The following is a 16,103-nucleotide window of genomic DNA, read 5'->3' as shown; positions in this document are numbered from 1 at the left end:
GGTTACGAAGGTGTATCACTCATGCTTATGCTGCGTGCGGTGGCAGCGACGCTAACGCAGCCAGCGCCGCATCGACCATGGCGCGCACCGTGCCCTGTACCGCCGCCGCTCGCGCCGGCTCGTAGGCGAACGGGTGGGTTTCGTTCATGTACGTCGACTGACACATCTCGAGCTGCACCGCGTGCACACCGTCCGAAGGGTTGCCGAACGCGCGCGTGATATAGCCGCCCTTGAAGCGGCCGTTCGCCACCCACGTATGCGGGCTGGCCGCCGCCTCGCGCTCGATGGCGCGCTGCACGGACGGCGCGACCGTGCGGCCATCCTGCGTGCCGATATTGAGGTCCGGCAACTTGCCGTCGAATAGCCGCGGCAGCACGCTCGCGATCGAATGCGCTTCCCAGAGCAGCACGTGCGCGTGGCGCTCGCGCAGTCGGGCCAGTTCGGCCGCGAGTGCCGCGTGATAGGGCCGCCAGTATTCGGCCACCCGCCGGCGCTTCTCCTGCTCGTCCGGTTGGCAACCGTCGCGATAGAGCGGCTCGCCGCGAAATGTCTCGGCTGGGCACAGGCCGGTGGTGGTCTGGCCCGGGTACAGGCTCTCGTCGTTCGGCGGCCGATTGAGGTCGATGACGTAGCGCGACACCGTCGCGCCCAGCACCGTTGCACCGAGCGACTCAGCGAACGCGTACAGGCGGTCGAGATGCCAGTCGGTATCGGCGAGCGTCAAGGCGGTGTCGGTATAGGTGTCGCGCAGCGGTGCGGGAATCGCCGTTCCCAGGTGCGGGATCGAGATCAGCAACGGCGCGTCGCCGCGTTGCAGCGTGTAGAGGTCGCTCATGCGGGGCTCCTGGTGAATCAAAGCAATGCGTCGCCGGAAAGCTGCGGCAAGGTACGTGCGAGCGCTGGCCGGATGGAGTGGTCGAGCACGGACCGCGTCAGTTCCACGATCTCCCTGACGAAGTCTTCCCACTCGCCTTGCCTGTGCAGCAGAAAGAAATCGCGCCGCCCAAGGCGGCCGGACGGCAACGGCAGGATCGCGATCTCACCGAGGTAGTGCCGCGCCTGCCACAGACACAGCGGCGTCGAGATGGCGAAGCCCACCCGCGCGGCAACGAGGCTCAACAGCGGGTCGGTCGCGTCGAATTCGAACCGTCTCGGGCTGTCGATACCCAGATGGCGCGCAAGCCGTTCCACCTGCTGGCCGATGACCGAACGCGCCGTGTAGCGGATCAGCGGCAGTTCGGCCGCGAGCGTGCGCCAGTCCACGTTCGGGCGTCCGGCCAGATGGCTGCGTGCGACGACGGCGACGAAGGCCTCCGAGAAAAGCGGCACCTCCACGATGCGCGCGTCGCTCAGCGCGGTTTGCGTGCACACGGCGACGTCCAGTTCGCGGTCGTGCAATTGCTTGCTCAAACCCGGCGTAATGCCGGACCACATCGAAATCTGCCGCGACGTGCCGGACACCGCGCGGATCAGTTCGGGGCCCACGGTCGCCGCGAACGAATCGACGCAGCCGAGGCGCACCGGCAGGCGTCCCGAATCCGATGCGTCGCCCACCCGCGTGCTGACCATTTGCGCGTGCTCGAGCAACGGCCCGGCGAGTTCGAGCAGCGCGCGGCCGGCAATGTTGGGCCGCGGCGGGCGGCTGTCGCGATCGAACAGCACGGCGCCCTGCTCGCGTTCGAGTGCCGAAACGGCCTGGCTGATCGCGCTCTGGCTCACGCCGATACGCTTCGCCGCAGCGGTCATCGACCCGGTCTCGCACACGGCAACGAAAGCCTGCAGCGCGCGCAGGTCGATTGGCGGTGGGGTGCGTCGCATCTTCTCTCCAGTTGCCGTCGCATACGGCCGTTCCGGCAAGGTGGCAGGAATGATGCGCCGGTTCGGTCGGCCCGCGCTCTGGATGAGCACTTCCGGGCGAGCTTCATAAGTTTGCCTAATACAAAATTCGGCAGGGCCCCCGCTGCCTAGAATCGGCTCACCGTCTACCCAGAGGACCCTGAGGGGAACCATGAGCCACTTCGACTTCATCGTGATCGGCGCCGGCGTGATCGGCACGTCGGTCGCGCACCACCTTGCCGCGCTCGGCGCCCACAGCGTGCTCGTCGTCGAGCACGGCATGATCGGCGCCGGCACCACGTCGCAATCGTCCGGCCTGTTGCGCACGCATTACTCGGTCCGCCAGAACGTCGAGCTGGCGCGCGCGTCGTGGTGGGCATTCAACAATTTCGCCGACTACGTGGGCGACGACGAAGCGTCGTGCGGGCTCGTCAAGTGCGGCTACATGATCTGCGCGCCCGACGGCCCGAAGCTCGACCCGCTGCGCGCCTCGCTCGACGCCCAGCGCGCGATGGACATCGAAGTCCAACTGCTCGGGCGCGACGAGGCCCGCGAGCGCCTGCCCATCGCGCAGTTCGACGACGCGGCGCTGATCGGCTTCGAGCCGGAAGCGGGCTTTGCCGATGCGTACCTCGTCGCGACGAGCTTCGCCAAATCGGCACGGCGGCGCGGCGTCAAGATCCTCGAAGGCACAACCGTTACGGGACTCGTGCGCGAAGGCCGCCGCGTGGTCGGCATCGAGACGAGCGCGGGCCGCTTCACCTGCGCCACGCTCATCAGCACGCAAAACATCTGGACGCCTGAACTGTCAGGCTGGATCGGCGTGCCGCTGCCCGTCGCGCCCGAACGGCACACCGTGCTGGCGCTCGAATGCGACGAGGCCCGGTACTCGTATCAGATGCCAGCGTTCAAAGACCTCGGTTCAGCCGGCATGTTGTACTACCGCAGCTACGGCGGCAGCCAGATGCTGGTGTCCGAGGGCGTGGTGGGCGAAACGCTGAACGCGCCTGAAACCGAGCAGGGCGACATCTCGCTCGATTACGTCGCCGAAGTGGGCGCGCAGGTCGCCGAGCGCTTCCCCGCCTACGAAACAGCGGGGCTGGCGTCGTCGTGGACCGGGGTCTACGACGTGACGCCCGACTGGAACCCGGTGCTCGGCAAGGTGGGTGACATCGAAGGGCTCGTGGTGGGTTTCGGCTTCTCGGGCCACGGCTTCAAGCTCTCGCCCGCCATCGGCAAGCTCCTCGCCCAGCACGCACTCGGTCAGCCGACCGACGTGTCGCTCGCGCCCTACGCGCTCGAACGCTTTGCGACCGGCGCGCTGCTGACCGGCAAGTACGGCCTGGGTGCCGTGTCCTGATTGGCCTGATTGTCCTGGCTCCCCCGCTTACCCTCCATTCCGTTTCAGACAGACATCCATGTCCCTCAAGATACTGGTGCCGGTCAAGCGCGTCGTCGATCCGAACGTGCGCGTGCGCGTCGGTTCGACCGGCAGCGTCGAGACCACTGGCCTCAAGATGTCCCTCAATCCGTTCGACGAATGCGCGCTCGAAATGGCGCTGCGCCTGCGCGAAGCCGGCCACGCCGCGCATGTGACAGTCATCACGTGCGGCCTGCCGGTCTGCCAGGACGTGCTGCGCACGGGCCTCGCGATGGGCGCCGACGACGCGGTCCTGATCGATACGGGCGATGCCGCCACGCATCTGGACTCCGCAGGCGTCGCGCGCCTGCTGCACGCCTGGCTCGACACGTCGCCCTACGATCTCGTGCTCTGCGGCAAGCAGGCCATCGACGACGACACAGGAGGCGTCGCGCCGATGCTCGCCGGCCTGCTGGGCTGGCCGCAAGGGCTCGACGCCACGGCGCTCGTTCGCGAAGGCGACGGCTGGCGCGTGGTCTGCGGCGACGACAGCGGCACCGCAACGTGGCTGCTCGCCGGGCGCGCCGTCATCAGCGCCGACCTGCGTCTTGCCGAACCGCGGCGCGTCACGCTGCCCGGCATCGTCAAGGCGAAACAGAAGCCGCTTGCCATCGTCGACGCGAGCCGGTTCGCCGTGGATCTCGCACCGGCATCGCGCACTGTGCGGCTCGATGAACCGTCCGTGCAGCGCGCCGGCCATCGTGTCGCCGATGTCGATGCACTGCTCACCGCGCTCGCCGCACACCACGTCTTTTCCCGTTCAGGAGCCAGCGCATGAGAACGCTCGTCGTCGCAGAACCGACTGCCGACCACACGCTGCCGGAGGCCGTTCGCCGCCTCGTGAGCGCGGCGCGTGTGCGCCGCGGTCCGGTCGATGTGCTGGTCCTCAATCCCGCCATGGCCGCACAGGCCGCGCTGATCGATGGCGTGGACTGCGTCATCCAGCCGGATACGCCGGCCTCCGCCAACGCGGCGTTGCCCAACGACATCGCGCCGGAAAGTCTTGCCGCGCAGCTCGCCGGCCTGGCCCCGCGCTATTCGCTCATCGTGGCCGCCCATCGCACACTGGGCCGCAATGCGTTGCCGCGCGCCGCCGCGCTCGCCAACGCCGCGTTCGTGGCCGACGTGACCGGCCTCACCGGCGACGGCCACTTCGTGCGCGGGCTCTACGCGGGGAGCATCGTCGCGACGGTGGCCAGCACGCGCGACACGACCTTCGCGACCGTTCGTACGTCGTCGTTCGCGGTAGCGGGAGATCGCACCGAACCAGCGCCGATCGCCTCGCTCGAAGCACCGCCTGCATTCGCCGCGACGACCTTGCTCGAACGCAACGGTGCAGAGGCCACCGGAATCGATCTCGCGAATGCGCCGATCGTGGTTTCGGGCGGTCGCGGCCTCGCGTCCGGCGAAAACATGGCGCGGCTTGGCGCACTCGCCTCGCGGCTCGGCGCGGCCCTGGGCGCCTCGCGTGCGGCAGTCGATGCAGGCTACGCGCCGAACGCCATCCAGGTGGGGCAAACCGGCAAGACCGTGGCACCCGACGCCTATCTCGCGTTCGGCATTTCCGGCGCCATTCAGCATCTGGCCGGAATGAAAGACTCGAAGCTGATCGTCGCCATCAACAAAGATCCCGATGCGCCGATCTTCTCGTTTGCGGATGTGGGCTTCGTTGGTGACCTGTTCGATGTGGTGAGCGCGCTCGAGCGCCACGTCGGGGCCGGAGACGGCGCATGACGCACGCGAGCTACGAAGGTGGCGCGTCGTTGCACGGCGCAGCGGTTGCGCCTGCCGCCCGCGCGACGAACAGCGTGCCGGCATCGCGCTATCCGTGCGTCCGGTTCGTCGATTGCGCGCAGATTCCACCTGAAGCGTGGGCCAACGGCGCGGGCGTCACGCGCACGATCGCGAGCGGCACCGGCCCTCACGGCGAGGTCGACTGGCGCATCAGTCTTGCCACGCTAGAGGGCTCGGCCGCGTTTTCGCGCTTTGCGGGCATGGACCGCGTGCTGGTGCCGATGGACAACACGAGCGTCGAACTGCACGCACAGGACGGACACCTGATCGCAAGCCCCTTCGCCCCCGCGCACTTTCCGGGCGACATGCCGGTGTGGGCGCGCGACGTCGTCCGGCCAACACACGTGCTCAACGTCATGACGCGGCGCGCGGCCTGCGTTGCCACCGTCGTGGTGGCAACGCATTCGCATCGTGTCACACCGGCGCCCACGCAGATGCTGATCTGCGCGTCGGGCCATTGGCGCGTGGGCAGTACGCTGACAGGCGCCCACGACCTGCACCCCATGCACGGGCTGTGGCTCGACGGCCGCAGCGAAGAACTCGACCTGACGCCCATCGCGCCCGAATCCCGGCTGATCTCGATCGCCATCGCTGCGGGTTCAGCCGCACGCTAACCCTTCTCTCTCGCATCCGCTCATGTCTCATGCCTCGCTGATCGAACCCGGCGAATCGTACATTTCGCACGTTTCGCGCGATTCGATGGAATACGACGTGGTGATCGTCGGCGGCGGGCCCGCCGGGCTCTCCGCAGCCATTCGGCTCAAGCAGCTCGCCGCCCGCACGGACGCCGCGATAAGCGTGTGCGTGCTCGAAAAGGGTTCGGAAATCGGCGCGCACATTCTTTCCGGCGCCGTGATGGACCCGCGCGCGCTCACCGAACTGATTCCCGACTGGAAAGCACGCGGCGCGCCGCTTACCGTCGAGGTCACCGAAGACCGCTTCCTGTTCCTGTCCGAAAAGCGCGCGCGAAAGACGCCGGACTGGGCGCTGCCGGACAACTTCCGCAACCATGGCAACTACGTGGTGAGCCTCGGCAACGTCACGCGCTGGCTCGGCCAGCAGGCCGAAGCGCTGGGCGTCGAAATCTTTGCGGGCTTCGCGGCGACAGAAGTGCTGTACCACGCCGACGGTTCGGTGAAAGGCGTCGCGACGGGCAACATGGGCGTGGGCAAGGACGGCCAGCCGACCGAAAATTTCCAGCCCGGCATGGAACTGCACGCGAAATACACGCTGTTCGCCGAAGGCTGCCGCGGCCACCTCGGGCGCCAGCTGATTGCGAAGTTCGGGCTCGACGCCGGCCGCGACCCACAGGCGTACGGAATCGGCATCAAGGAACTGTGGGAAATCGATCCCGCGAAGCACCAGCCGGGACTCGTGATTCACACGGCTGGCTGGCCGCTGAAGGCCGACACGTACGGCGGCTCGTTCCTGTACCACCTGGACGGCAACCAGGTCGTGGTCGGCTTCGTGGTGGGTCTCGGTTACACGAACCCGTACCTGTCGCCGTTCGAGGAATTTCAGCGCTACAAGACGCATCCGGCCATCCGCGCGTTTCTCGAAGGCGGCAAGCGCCTCTCGTACGGCGCGCGCGCCATGACGGCGGGCGGGCTCATGTCGCTGCCGAAAACGGTGTTTCCGGGCGGCGCGCTGATCGGCGACGACGCGGGCTTCCTGAACGCCGCGCGCATCAAAGGCAGCCACGCAGCCATCAAGACCGGAATGCTTGCTGCCGAAGCGGCGTTCGACGCCGTGCAAGCCGGCCGCCGCGCCGACGAACTCAGCGCGTACACCCAGGCATTCGAGCAGTCGTGGCTTTACACGGAGTTGCACCGTGCGCGCAACTTCAAGCAGTGGATGTCGAAAGGACTGTATCTCGGCACGCTGATGGTGGGCATCGAGCAGAAGATCATGGGCGGCAACGTGCCGTGGACGCTGCATCACCGGCACGCGGATCACGAACCGCTGAAGCCCGCATCGCAATGCAAGCCGATCGAGTATCCGAAGCCCGACGGCGCGCTCACTTTCGACCGGCTTTCTTCCGTGTTCATTTCCAATACGAACCACGAAGAGAATCAGCCCGCGCATTTGACGCTGAAGGACGCGCAGGTTCCCGTCGACGTGAACCTGCGCACCTACGCGGGGCCGGAGGCGCGTTTCTGCCCGGCGGCGGTGTATGAGTTCGTCAAGAACGACGACGGCGCCGACAGGCTGCAGATCAACGCGCAGAACTGCTTGCACTGCAAGACCTGCGACATCAAGGACCCGACACAGAACATCGTCTGGGTGGCCCCGGAAGGCGGCGGCGGGCCCAATTACGCCGGGATGTAATCGCCCCGCCGAATGCCCGGTTCAATGGCCCGCATAGCAGATGTACCGCTACTCCGTTAGGGGTATATCTTCGTGAAGGTTGATTTCGATTTATTGGTTGACGATCTTCAACGTGTGCAAGCTAGTTTGCATATCGTCGGAGACACTACATGAGTTCAATCAACGATGGGGCGCAGACGAATCTATCTGGACTCCAGACTGAAATTTCGGGCCTGCATCGAAAGATAGGTTGGGCAGGCGCCTTCTGGGTAGCGAGCGGTGTTCCTGCGCTCGTGCTTTTTTCGATCGGTTCGATCGCGGCGACTGTCGGCAAGCCGTCGTGGATCGTCTGGATGCTCTCGATCGGATTCGGCTTCATCCAGGCCTTCTCTTATGCAGAAATCGCGGGGCTCTTTCCGCACAAGTCGGGTGGCGCCTCCGTCTACGGTGCCATCGCCTGGGTTCGCTACAGCAAGCTGCTCGCACCGCTCTCGGTCTGGTGCAACTGGTTCGCATGGTCGCCGGTGCTGGCCATCGGCTCCGGCATGGGCGCAGGCTACGTGCTGAACATGCTGTTCCCGGCCACGGCCGCCATCAACACGTGGCAGATCACCCTGCTCGATCTCGGCTGGCTCGCGAGCGGCCTGACGCTGCGCATCAACGCGACCTTCCTGATCGGCGCCGTCATTCTGCTGGCCGCGTTCGCCATTCAGCACCGCGGCATTCTGCAGGCTGCGAAGCTGCAGATGATCCTCGCCATCGCCGCGCTGCTTCCGCTCTTGATCGTAGGCGTCTATCCGATCCTGAGCGGCGATCTGCCGAAAGATCATCTGCTGCCGCTCTATCCGCTCGCGAAGGATGCAGCCGGGCGCGTCATCGACGGCACGTGGAACGCGGGCGGGTTGCAGCTGATGGCGGGCGGGCTCTTCATCGCCGCATGGTCCACGTACGGCTTCGAAACGGCCGTCTGCTACACGCGTGAATTCCGCGATCCGCGTCGCGACACCGTCAAGGCGATCCTCTACTCCGGCCTGCTGTGCATCGTGTTCTTCACGATGGTGCCGCTCGCCTTCCAGGGCGCACTGGGTCTCGGTCAACTCGTCACGCCCGAAGTGCGGGATGCCGCCGGCAACGTCACGCAGGCGGCGGTCTACGACGGCGTACTGTCGCCGGGCATCTACAGCGGCATGGGCGTTGCCGAGGCCATGGCGAAGATCACGCACGTCGGCTCGTGGGGCGAATACATTCTCAAGCCCATGCTCGTCTTCGCGCTCGTTCTGGCGATCATGACCTCGATGGCCGGTTCGTCGCGCACGCTGTACCAGGCATCGGTGGACGGCTGGCTGCCGAAGTATCTTTCGCACGTCAACGAAAACGGCGCACCGACCCGCGCGATGTGGACGGACCTCGTGTTCAACCTGTTCCTGCTGATGATGTCGGACTACACGGTCGTGCTCGCGATGTCGAACGTGGGCTACATCATCTTCAACTTCCTGAACCTGAACTCGGCGTGGATTCACCGCATCGACCGCGCGTCCTGGAGCCGGCCGTTCCGCGCCCCGACGTGGCTGATTGCAGCGGGCACGCTGCTGTCCTTCGTCAACCTTGCGCTGATGGGATTCGGTGCGGACGTGTGGGGTAAAGGAACGCTGATCTCGGGACTGGTCTTCGCCGCGCTGATCATTCCCGTCTTCGTCTGGCGCCACTACGTGACCGACAAAGGGCGCTTTCCCGACCAGATGCTGGAGGACATGGAGCTGTCCCGCAGCCAGCCCTCGCGCAAGGCGGGCTACCTGCCTTACGCCGTGCTGGCGCTCGGCGTCGCCGTGGTCGTCGTGACCCACCTGCTTGCCCCCTGACGCCGGGCTCGCGCGTTTCGATTCACCCAGTAGTGACTCCGTAGTTCGCCCCGTTATTCGCCCCGACCCGTCTCGGGGAACAACCCACAGGAATGCGTATCAACCGCCAGCCCCGCCGATGCGCGCGGAGCCGGCGGCTGGCGCACGCCCCGTCACGCTACACGATCAACCATTCACGCTATTTTTCGGAGAACCAGGTGAAATACATTGCCCTGCCCTCGCTGTCGTTGACCATGTTCGCCATGCTCGCCGCCAGCGGCGTGGCTCATGCGCAAAGCAGCGTCACGCTGTACGGCGTCATCGACGAATCGCTCGAATACGTGAGCAACGCCGGCGGTCCCGGCGCCACGGGCGCGCAGCGCCGCTACGGGCTCGACAACAGCGCGGTCGGCGTCAGCCTCTGGGGTCTCAAGGGCAAGGAAGATCTCGGCGGCGGCCTCGCCGCGCTGTTCCAGCTCGAAAGCGGCTTCAACACGACCAACGGTTCGGTCAGCGGCCAGCAGCCCGCCGCCTCGCTCTTCAGCCGCGATGCGTTCGTCGGCCTGTCGTCGGAGCGCTTCGGCACGCTGACCTTCGGCCGCCAGTACGACGCCGTGACCGACATGGTGCAGCCCTTGACCGGCGACATGTGGGGCGCGTCGGCATTCGCGACGCCGGGCGACGTCGACAATAACGACGACGGCACGGTGGTCAACAACGCGGTGAAGTACGTGTCGCCGGTGTTCGCCGGGCTGCAGATGGAAGGCGAATACGCGTTCGGCGGCGTGGCGGGCGCGACGGGCGCGGGCCAGTCGTGGTCGGTGGCGGCGACCGGCACCACCGGCGGCCTGACCGTAGCGGCCGGCTACTTTCGCGCGAACTACAACCAGCTGACCGGCAACTGGTCGAGCGCCACGGCGCAGCCGCTGCTGGGCGGCGCGCTCGGTTACGATCCGGCCTCGTATCGATCGGCCGGCATCGCGCAGGCCGCCGTGCAGTACGCGACGGGCCCGTACACCGTCAGCGTGCGCTACAGCAACGCGCAGTATCACGGCGCAAACGGTGCGCCGTCGGTGCACTTCAACGTGGGCGCCGCGCTGTTCCAGTACCAGGCGACGCAGGCGTGGACGCTCGGGCTCGGCTATGCCTACGTGCACGGCAGCGCGCCGGCGGCCGTGCAAGGCGTCGATCCATCCGCGACGGCGGCATCGATCCACCAGATTTCGTTGGGCGCGCAATACGCCCTGTCGAAGCGCACGACGCTCTATGCGGTGGGCGCGTACCAGCACGCGAGCGGCGCGCTCGCATCGGCCGGCGACATGTACTACACGTCGAGCAACGGCGCGCAGGTCATCGCCAACCTCGGCATCCTGCACCGGTTCTGAACAGCCCGGCGATACCGCTGCGCACGCTCACGGGGCTTCGGGCATCCATGCCGGCCAGCCCGAGCAAGCGGAAGCCCGGCCTCCTTGCCGGGCTTTCGCTATCCGGACTCAGCACGCGCCGTCGCGATAGCCCGGCCGCACCTCGAAGATCACGCCCTCCACGCCCAGCACTTCGCCGCTCGCCGAATAAATGCCGACGCCGGTTTCCCACACGCGCTTGATCTGTCCATCTGCGCAGCAGATGCGATAGCGCAGTTCGAACACGCCTCGCACCGCCAGCGCTTCCTGCACGCTGCCCCACACGTAGTCGGCGTCGTCGGGCACGATCAGCTTGCCGAAGGTGTGTTCCTGGCTGTCGAGAAACCACTGACGGGAATAGCCGGTCACGTTCTCGCAGCCCGCGCTGACGAACTCCATCGTCCAGAGCCGGTTGTTGCGGCCGCGATAGACCATCCCCGGAATGTTGTCGAGCAGGCCCAGTGCGCTACGCAGATGCGCCTGCGCCGACGTCTCGCGCCGCCGGTCCGCGGTAATGTCCGACAGCGCGACGAAGAAACGGTCGTCGGCCACGCGCACGGAGACGTCGTACCACAGCAGCCCGCCGTCCGGATGAACCAGCCTCAGCCGTTCCCGTGCCGTGCCGGCGACGCCGCCCTTCGAACGCTGCAGCATGGCGCACCAGACGCACCGGTCTTCCGGATGAACGTAATCGGTCATCAGCGTATCCGCCGCGGGTGCCTCCATCGCTTCCACCCACGCGGTATTGCAGCCCTGAATCCGGCCCTCCGCCGACACGCGGATCAGCGAGACCGGAAACACGTCCGCATCGAGTCTCTCGCCGCGCAGGCGTTCCATGATTTCGCTCTCACGACTCATCGCCACTCTTCCCCAACTGCGGCCCCATCCCGCTTCGATGCACCGATGCAGCAAGTTCGAGCCGGCTTCTCACACCCAGCTTGCGCAGCAGGTTTTTCACGTACACCTTCACTGTTCCCTCGCTGATGCCCAGTTCGCGCGCGATCTGCTTGTTGCTCATCCCCTCTGCGATCAGCGCGAGCGTCTGTCCTTCACGGCCGGTCAGGTCGGACACCCGGAGCGGCTCCGCGTCGTCGCCTGCTGCACGCGTCTGCGCGAGCAGGCGCACAAGCTCGTCGTCGAACACCACCACGCCCTGCATGCAGCTACGCACGTAGGCGAGCAGCGCCTCGGGCTCCGACTCCTTGAGCATGTAGCCGTTCGCCCCGAGGCGAATGGCGCCGATCAGTTCGTCCCGGCTCATCTCCGCGCTCAACAGCACCTTCACGCAATCCAGTTCCAGTTGCTGCAACTCGTCGAGCACCTGCAAGCCGCTCAGGCCCGGCATGTGCAGATCGATCAGCACCAGCGCGGGCCTCAGCTCGCATGCGAGCGAGACGCCCTGACGCCCGCTCGATGCGTCGCCCACGACGCGGAACTCGCCGGTCGAATTGAAGAATTCCGCCAGCCCGCGACGAAACAGCGGGTGATCGTCGATCAGCAGCATGGTCGTCGGGCTCATCAACGAACCTCCTTCGCAGACAAGCTGCCGGGCACGAACAGGTTCACGCAGGTTCCTCCGTCCGTGCCGCTGCCGAACTCGAGCGTGGCGCCTATCGCCTGTGCACGTTCGCGCAGGATGGTCAGCCCATAGTGATTCTCTGCAACCGAGGCACAGCCGAGGCCGACGCCGTCGTCCATCACGGACACGTGGAACCCTCCCTCACCGTCGCGCAGCACGACCCACGCATGATTGGCCTGAGCATGGCGAACGACATTGGACAACGCCTCGCGGACGATCTGCAGGATGTGCAGTTCGACCCCAGGTTCGAGACGCAGATGCGGCAGGCGATTGTCCAGTTCCAGCACCACGCCGCACCGGCGCGAAAACTCCACGATCGAATCGGCCAGCGCCTGCTGGAGAGAACGTCCGTCGAGCGTCAGTCTCGCGCTCGTGATGAGTTCGCGTACCTGGCGTTGCAGCCGCGTCGTGAGCGCGCGGATCTCCACCAGAAGCGGATCGTGGCGCGCGCCCTGTTGCGGCAGGCGGGCCACCAGCAGCGACAGGAAGCCGAGCTGCTGCGCCACCGAATCGTGCAGTTCGCGCGTCAACGCCTCCGCCTCGCCGACACCGCGGCCCGCTGCGCCCGCTGTGCCCGCGGTGCCCACTGTGCCCGCCGTCCTGCCTGCCGCGAGTTCGAGCGCACGCTCGACCATGTTCACGACGCGATCGATATCGTCCAGCACCCCGGGCTCGGCAGGAGCCGGCACGTCCAGCACCAGCACGACATCGGCCAGCTTACGCACGGCCCTCATGAAACCGGTCGACGGGCTGCAATCGGGACACCATCCGGCTGGCGCGCGCGCGGCCTTGCTGAACTGGCAGTGCGTCCCCTGCGTGCAGCACGCCGCCGCATCCTGCGTCGATTCATGGCGATCGCGTCCGTTTCCCGCCAGCTCGATACGGCTTCCCGGCAAGACATTCCTCAAACCACAAGCCAGAACCTGCAACGCCGTGGCCTGTCCGGAATCGCTCAACAACTCCGCGAGACACGCCAGCAATACGTCACGGAAACGCGCCGCTACCGGCGTGTTTCCGGCAGCCGGACAAGCATCACCGACCAGACTGGCATCCGCGATCACAGGGCATCCGCTTCGGATTGAAAAAACGGCTGCATCAAGCAAGTTTCGCGCCTTTGTCCGCTTGCGACGGACATTTACCTCTTTCTGGATACCTCGTCTTCCGGATTGATGGCCGATTACTGTCGAGAAACCATGTTTCCTAACAAGAAATGAGCACGTGCGCTCAGCAGGCCGTCCGCAGAGCGCCCACGAATGAATACGCGTGCTCGTTCATGGGACAGGCGATGCACTTTTTTTGAACCTGGCCGGCCGCGCGTGCACCGCGGCGCGCGGCATCCACCCTTGCGAGACATGTCATGTCGATCAGCCCTCTGGATCATCCGCATAGCGTTCCGCGCTATGCCGCCTTGCAGCTCGATGCATCGGGAACAGCCCATCTGCTGGTGGCGCAGGCTGAAGCGTTGAGCGAGCAGGCGGCCTTCGCTGCGCAACTGTCCGGCAACGCACAGGCGAGCGCGCTCGTGCTAGGCGCATCCGGTGAAGCAGGCGAACTGACCGGCATTACCGCGCAATACGTCCGGCAGCAGGACGAACTCGAAGATGCCGTTCGCCAGACACTGGCCGCCGCCTCGGTCGGCACGCGCCTTTACCTGTGTGGTACCGAAGCCTTCATCTGGCGCGTGCGCCGGATCGCCGCCGCAGCCGGCATGCGCGCGGAAGAGATGCGCGCATCGGTGCATGGGTCATCTCGAAACGTCTATTGCGTGCACTGCGGCGAGACGCACGGCTATCCATCGAACGACGAAGTGATCTGCGCCGGCTGCGGCCTGCGCCTCGCCGTGCGCCAGCATTTTTCACAGGCACTCGGCGCGTACTTCGGCGCGTGCGCGAATCCCGATCATCCCTACGCGGAGAACCAACCATGAATACGCTCGATGTTCGCGTCTGCGCGATCCGCTCGCTGACACCCGTGATCCGCGAACTGACGCTCGAGCCGGTCGACGCCGGGTTGCCGCCCTTCTCGGCCGGCAGTCACATCCAGCTCTGGATGAACGACGGCACACGCACCATCCGCAATGCCTACTCGCTGCTCGGCGACCCGATGGACCGCCGGACCTGGCGCATTGCCGTGCGTCGGCAGGAACGCTCGCGCGGCGGCTCCGCCTTCGTGCACGAACGCATTCATGCCGGCATGACGCTGCGCGTGACGGCGCCGGCCAACCTGTTCGCGCTCAATGCGACGTGCCGGACGCACATTCTTGTCGCAGGCGGAATCGGCATCACGCCGTTCCTCGCGCACATTGCCGAACTCGAACGCAGCGGCGCCGACTACGAACTGCACTACGCCTGTCGCCCCGGCCTGACCGATGCCTATCTCGCCGATCTGTCGGCGCGACTCGGCACACGCCTGCACAGCTACGACGGCAGCGAGCGCGTGTTCGACGCGCGCCGCGTGCTCGCCAGCCGGCCGCTCGGTGCGCACGTCTACGTCTGCGGCCCCGAACGCATGCTGGCCGACGTTCGCCATGTAGCACGCGCGCTCGGCTGGCCGGACAGCCGGGTGCACTGGGAAGCGTTCGTGGCCGCGGCCCCTGGTGCGCCGTTTACCGCGCAACTCGGACGCAGCGCACGCAGCATCGACGTCGCGTCGGACCAGAGCCTGCTCGAAGCGCTGGAAAGCGCGGGCCTCCACGTTCCGAACCTGTGCCGTGGCGGCGTATGCGGCCAGTGCGCGACACGGTATCTCGACGGCGAGGTCGAGCACCGCGACGCGTATCTCACAACAGAGGAACGCGCGACCCATCTGATGCCCTGCGTCTCGCGTGCGTGTGGCCGAACCCTGACACTCGATCTCTGAGAGCCGAACCATGAGCCTGCCCATCGAATCCGTCGAAACGTATCGCGACGACTTCACGTTTCGCAACAGCGAACGGGCCATTGCCCGCTTTCCCTTCCCGTTTCCCGAGGACAAGTACATGTACTCGGTCAACATCGAGCCGGCTGTCTCGCGCAACCCCGGTTCGGTCTTCGAGCATAACTTCGACATCGACGAACACTACCGCGCGGAAGTGGCCGAACGCGCCATCGTCCTCGAACAGGACCCGCGCCGGTGCATCGTGATGCCGCACATGGAAACGGCCTCGTGGGACGCGCTCGACATGATCATGCATCACCTCGCGGCCGACTACCCCGCGTGGTTCGCGCTCGAATGCGACGGGGACCGCTGGCACTGGACCAACCGTCCACTGAACATTCAGCAAACCTTCACGTTCGGCGACGCAGCGACGCTGCCCTGCCCGCCGCTCGAATACATCATGCGGCAGACCCAGGGCGACATGGCGCTGCTCGATCAGCGCGACGGCGATCTGTTCATGGATGCCGGCGTGATTACCGGCCCGGCGGACTGGTCGCTCGCGTTCGATGCCGGCATGAGCTTCAGGCAGTGGCACTCGCCGGTTCCGCTCGCACACCAGGCCGGCATCTTCGAGCGGGCGCTCAAATACCTGCTCGCGATCCAGCCCGGCAGCCCGGTGCGCCGGCTGAACTGGACACTCACCATCCATCCGCGCCTCGATACCTCGTCGGAAACCTGGCACCTGTGGGGCAGCGAGCGCGGCCACGTCACGCCGGAAAACGTAGGCGACATCGTGCACCTGCGCGTCGAGCTGCAGTTCATGGCCCGTCTGCCGCGCAGCCATGCGCTGATGTTCGGCATCCGCACCTTTCTATGCAGCATGGCCGACCTCGCGACCAACCCCGAGTGGGCGCGCCGCCTGCACCGCGTGATGCGCGACCTGCCCGAGCCGATCGCCGAATACAAGGGCATATCGCGGTACCGCACAACGTTGGTGGACTGGCTGAGCCAGTTCGACAGGTAAGCACCGTGCAGGACATTCAACCCATCATCTTCTTGTCGGAGCATTC

At 66.2% G+C, this 16,103-nt stretch carries 15 protein-coding genes; 10 read left to right on the top strand and 5 right to left on the bottom strand.

All coding sequences use genetic code 11. From position 1 onward, the window contains the following. Positions 1-25: 25 nt before the first annotated feature. Together hutG and PXJ20_RS14820 are read right to left on the bottom strand one after the other, a co-directional pair. The gene (gene hutG / locus PXJ20_RS14825; RefSeq protein WP_421031286.1) at positions 26-835 is read right to left on the bottom strand and encodes an N-formylglutamate deformylase; all 810 of its coding nucleotides are present in this window, start codon (positions 833-835) and stop codon (positions 26-28) included. Between the two features lie 17 nt (positions 836-852). Then, on the bottom strand, positions 853-1,818 hold the full coding sequence (locus PXJ20_RS14820; protein WP_277599264.1) for a LysR family transcriptional regulator: 966 nt from the start codon (positions 1,816-1,818) through the stop codon (positions 853-855). Between the two features lie 190 nt (positions 1,819-2,008). Between PXJ20_RS14820 and PXJ20_RS14815 the strand changes: the two genes are divergently transcribed. The 7 genes from PXJ20_RS14815 (at position 2,009) to PXJ20_RS14785 (ending at position 10,580) form a co-directional block, all read left to right on the top strand. Further along, positions 2,009-3,196, top strand: coding sequence for an NAD(P)/FAD-dependent oxidoreductase (locus PXJ20_RS14815; protein WP_421031287.1), 1,188 nt, complete (start codon positions 2,009-2,011; stop codon positions 3,194-3,196). Between the two features lie 58 nt (positions 3,197-3,254). Next, positions 3,255-4,034: an electron transfer flavoprotein subunit beta/FixA family protein gene (locus tag PXJ20_RS14810; RefSeq protein WP_421031288.1), complete on the top strand. Its 780-nt coding sequence runs from the start codon at positions 3,255-3,257 to the stop codon at positions 4,032-4,034. Beyond that, positions 4,031-4,990, top strand: a complete 960-nt coding sequence (locus PXJ20_RS14805; RefSeq protein WP_421031289.1) for an electron transfer flavoprotein subunit alpha/FixB family protein — start codon at positions 4,031-4,033, stop codon at positions 4,988-4,990. The genes PXJ20_RS14810 and PXJ20_RS14805 overlap by 4 nt, the downstream gene beginning before the upstream one ends. Beyond that, positions 4,987-5,664 (top strand): HutD family protein, encoded by a 678-nt coding sequence (locus PXJ20_RS14800; RefSeq protein WP_421031290.1) that lies wholly within the window; start codon positions 4,987-4,989, stop codon positions 5,662-5,664. The genes PXJ20_RS14805 and PXJ20_RS14800 overlap by 4 nt, the downstream gene beginning before the upstream one ends. Positions 5,665-5,686: 22 nt before the next feature. Further along, positions 5,687-7,378, top strand: coding sequence for an electron transfer flavoprotein-ubiquinone oxidoreductase (locus PXJ20_RS14795; RefSeq protein WP_421031291.1), 1,692 nt, complete (start codon positions 5,687-5,689; stop codon positions 7,376-7,378). Positions 7,379-7,527: 149 nt separating this feature from the next. Continuing rightward, positions 7,528-9,216: an APC family permease gene (locus tag PXJ20_RS14790; protein ID WP_421031292.1), complete on the top strand. Its 1,689-nt coding sequence runs from the start codon at positions 7,528-7,530 to the stop codon at positions 9,214-9,216. Between the two features lie 197 nt (positions 9,217-9,413). After that, positions 9,414-10,580: a porin gene (locus tag PXJ20_RS14785; protein ID WP_421031293.1), complete on the top strand. Its 1,167-nt coding sequence runs from the start codon at positions 9,414-9,416 to the stop codon at positions 10,578-10,580. A 108-nt stretch (positions 10,581-10,688) separates the two neighbouring features. Here the strand turns inward: PXJ20_RS14785 and PXJ20_RS14780 are convergent, their stop codons facing one another. Genes PXJ20_RS14780 through PXJ20_RS14770 form a run of 3 tightly spaced genes read right to left on the bottom strand, consistent with a single transcriptional unit; the run spans position 10,689 to position 13,238 of the window. After that, positions 10,689-11,456: a PAS domain-containing protein gene (locus tag PXJ20_RS14780; protein ID WP_421031294.1), complete on the bottom strand. Its 768-nt coding sequence runs from the start codon at positions 11,454-11,456 to the stop codon at positions 10,689-10,691. Further along, complete coding sequence (locus PXJ20_RS14775) at positions 11,446-12,117, bottom strand: response regulator (protein WP_017773496.1); 672 nt, start codon at positions 12,115-12,117, stop codon at positions 11,446-11,448. The genes PXJ20_RS14780 and PXJ20_RS14775 overlap by 11 nt, the downstream gene beginning before the upstream one ends. Next, complete coding sequence (locus tag PXJ20_RS14770; RefSeq protein ID WP_421057425.1) at positions 12,117-13,238, bottom strand: sensor histidine kinase; 1,122 nt, start codon at positions 13,236-13,238, stop codon at positions 12,117-12,119. The genes PXJ20_RS14775 and PXJ20_RS14770 overlap by 1 nt, the downstream gene beginning before the upstream one ends. Positions 13,239-13,534: 296 nt before the next feature. On the opposite strand from PXJ20_RS14770, the gene PXJ20_RS14765 reads away from it, so the two are divergent. The 3 genes from PXJ20_RS14765 to PXJ20_RS14755 are packed head-to-tail and all read left to right on the top strand — an operon-like array spanning position 13,535 to position 16,057. Further along, positions 13,535-14,104, top strand: coding sequence for a dimethylamine monooxygenase subunit DmmA family protein (locus PXJ20_RS14765; RefSeq protein ID WP_421031297.1), 570 nt, complete (start codon positions 13,535-13,537; stop codon positions 14,102-14,104). Continuing rightward, positions 14,101-15,036: a PDR/VanB family oxidoreductase gene (locus PXJ20_RS14760; protein WP_421031298.1), complete on the top strand. Its 936-nt coding sequence runs from the start codon at positions 14,101-14,103 to the stop codon at positions 15,034-15,036. Before PXJ20_RS14765 ends, PXJ20_RS14760 begins: the two co-directional genes overlap by 4 nt. A gap of 10 nt (positions 15,037-15,046) precedes the next feature. Further along, positions 15,047-16,057: a heme-dependent oxidative N-demethylase family protein gene (locus PXJ20_RS14755; protein WP_421031299.1), complete on the top strand. Its 1,011-nt coding sequence runs from the start codon at positions 15,047-15,049 to the stop codon at positions 16,055-16,057. Positions 16,058-16,103: the final 46 nt, after the last annotated feature.

The organism is Paraburkholderia sp. A1RI_3L (genome assembly GCF_048957895.1).
GTDB classification, from domain to species: domain Bacteria; phylum Pseudomonadota; class Gammaproteobacteria; order Burkholderiales; family Burkholderiaceae; genus Paraburkholderia; species Paraburkholderia kururiensis.
This window is presented reverse-complemented; position numbering and strand designations above follow the sequence as displayed.

What these genes read in the sequence shown, in the direction of transcription:
- hutG (WP_421031286.1), bottom strand. Translation starts at nt 835, where the DNA reads ATGAGCGACCTCTACACGCTGCAACGCGGCGACGCGCCGTTGCTGATC.
- PXJ20_RS14820 (WP_277599264.1), bottom strand. Translation starts at nt 1,818, where the DNA reads ATGCGACGCACCCCACCGCCAATCGACCTGCGCGCGCTGCAGGCTTTC.
- PXJ20_RS14815 (WP_421031287.1), top strand. Translation starts at nt 2,009, where the DNA reads ATGAGCCACTTCGACTTCATCGTGATCGGCGCCGGCGTGATCGGCACG.
- PXJ20_RS14810 (WP_421031288.1), top strand. Translation starts at nt 3,255, where the DNA reads ATGTCCCTCAAGATACTGGTGCCGGTCAAGCGCGTCGTCGATCCGAAC.
- PXJ20_RS14805 (WP_421031289.1), top strand. Translation starts at nt 4,031, where the DNA reads ATGAGAACGCTCGTCGTCGCAGAACCGACTGCCGACCACACGCTGCCG.
- PXJ20_RS14800 (WP_421031290.1), top strand. Translation starts at nt 4,987, where the DNA reads ATGACGCACGCGAGCTACGAAGGTGGCGCGTCGTTGCACGGCGCAGCG.
- PXJ20_RS14795 (WP_421031291.1), top strand. Translation starts at nt 5,687, where the DNA reads ATGTCTCATGCCTCGCTGATCGAACCCGGCGAATCGTACATTTCGCAC.
- PXJ20_RS14790 (WP_421031292.1), top strand. Translation starts at nt 7,528, where the DNA reads ATGAGTTCAATCAACGATGGGGCGCAGACGAATCTATCTGGACTCCAG.
- PXJ20_RS14780 (WP_421031294.1), bottom strand. Translation starts at nt 11,456, where the DNA reads ATGAGTCGTGAGAGCGAAATCATGGAACGCCTGCGCGGCGAGAGACTC.
- PXJ20_RS14775 (WP_017773496.1), bottom strand. Translation starts at nt 12,117, where the DNA reads ATGAGCCCGACGACCATGCTGCTGATCGACGATCACCCGCTGTTTCGT.
- PXJ20_RS14765 (WP_421031297.1), top strand. Translation starts at nt 13,535, where the DNA reads ATGTCGATCAGCCCTCTGGATCATCCGCATAGCGTTCCGCGCTATGCC.
- PXJ20_RS14760 (WP_421031298.1), top strand. Translation starts at nt 14,101, where the DNA reads ATGAATACGCTCGATGTTCGCGTCTGCGCGATCCGCTCGCTGACACCC.
- PXJ20_RS14755 (WP_421031299.1), top strand. Translation starts at nt 15,047, where the DNA reads ATGAGCCTGCCCATCGAATCCGTCGAAACGTATCGCGACGACTTCACG.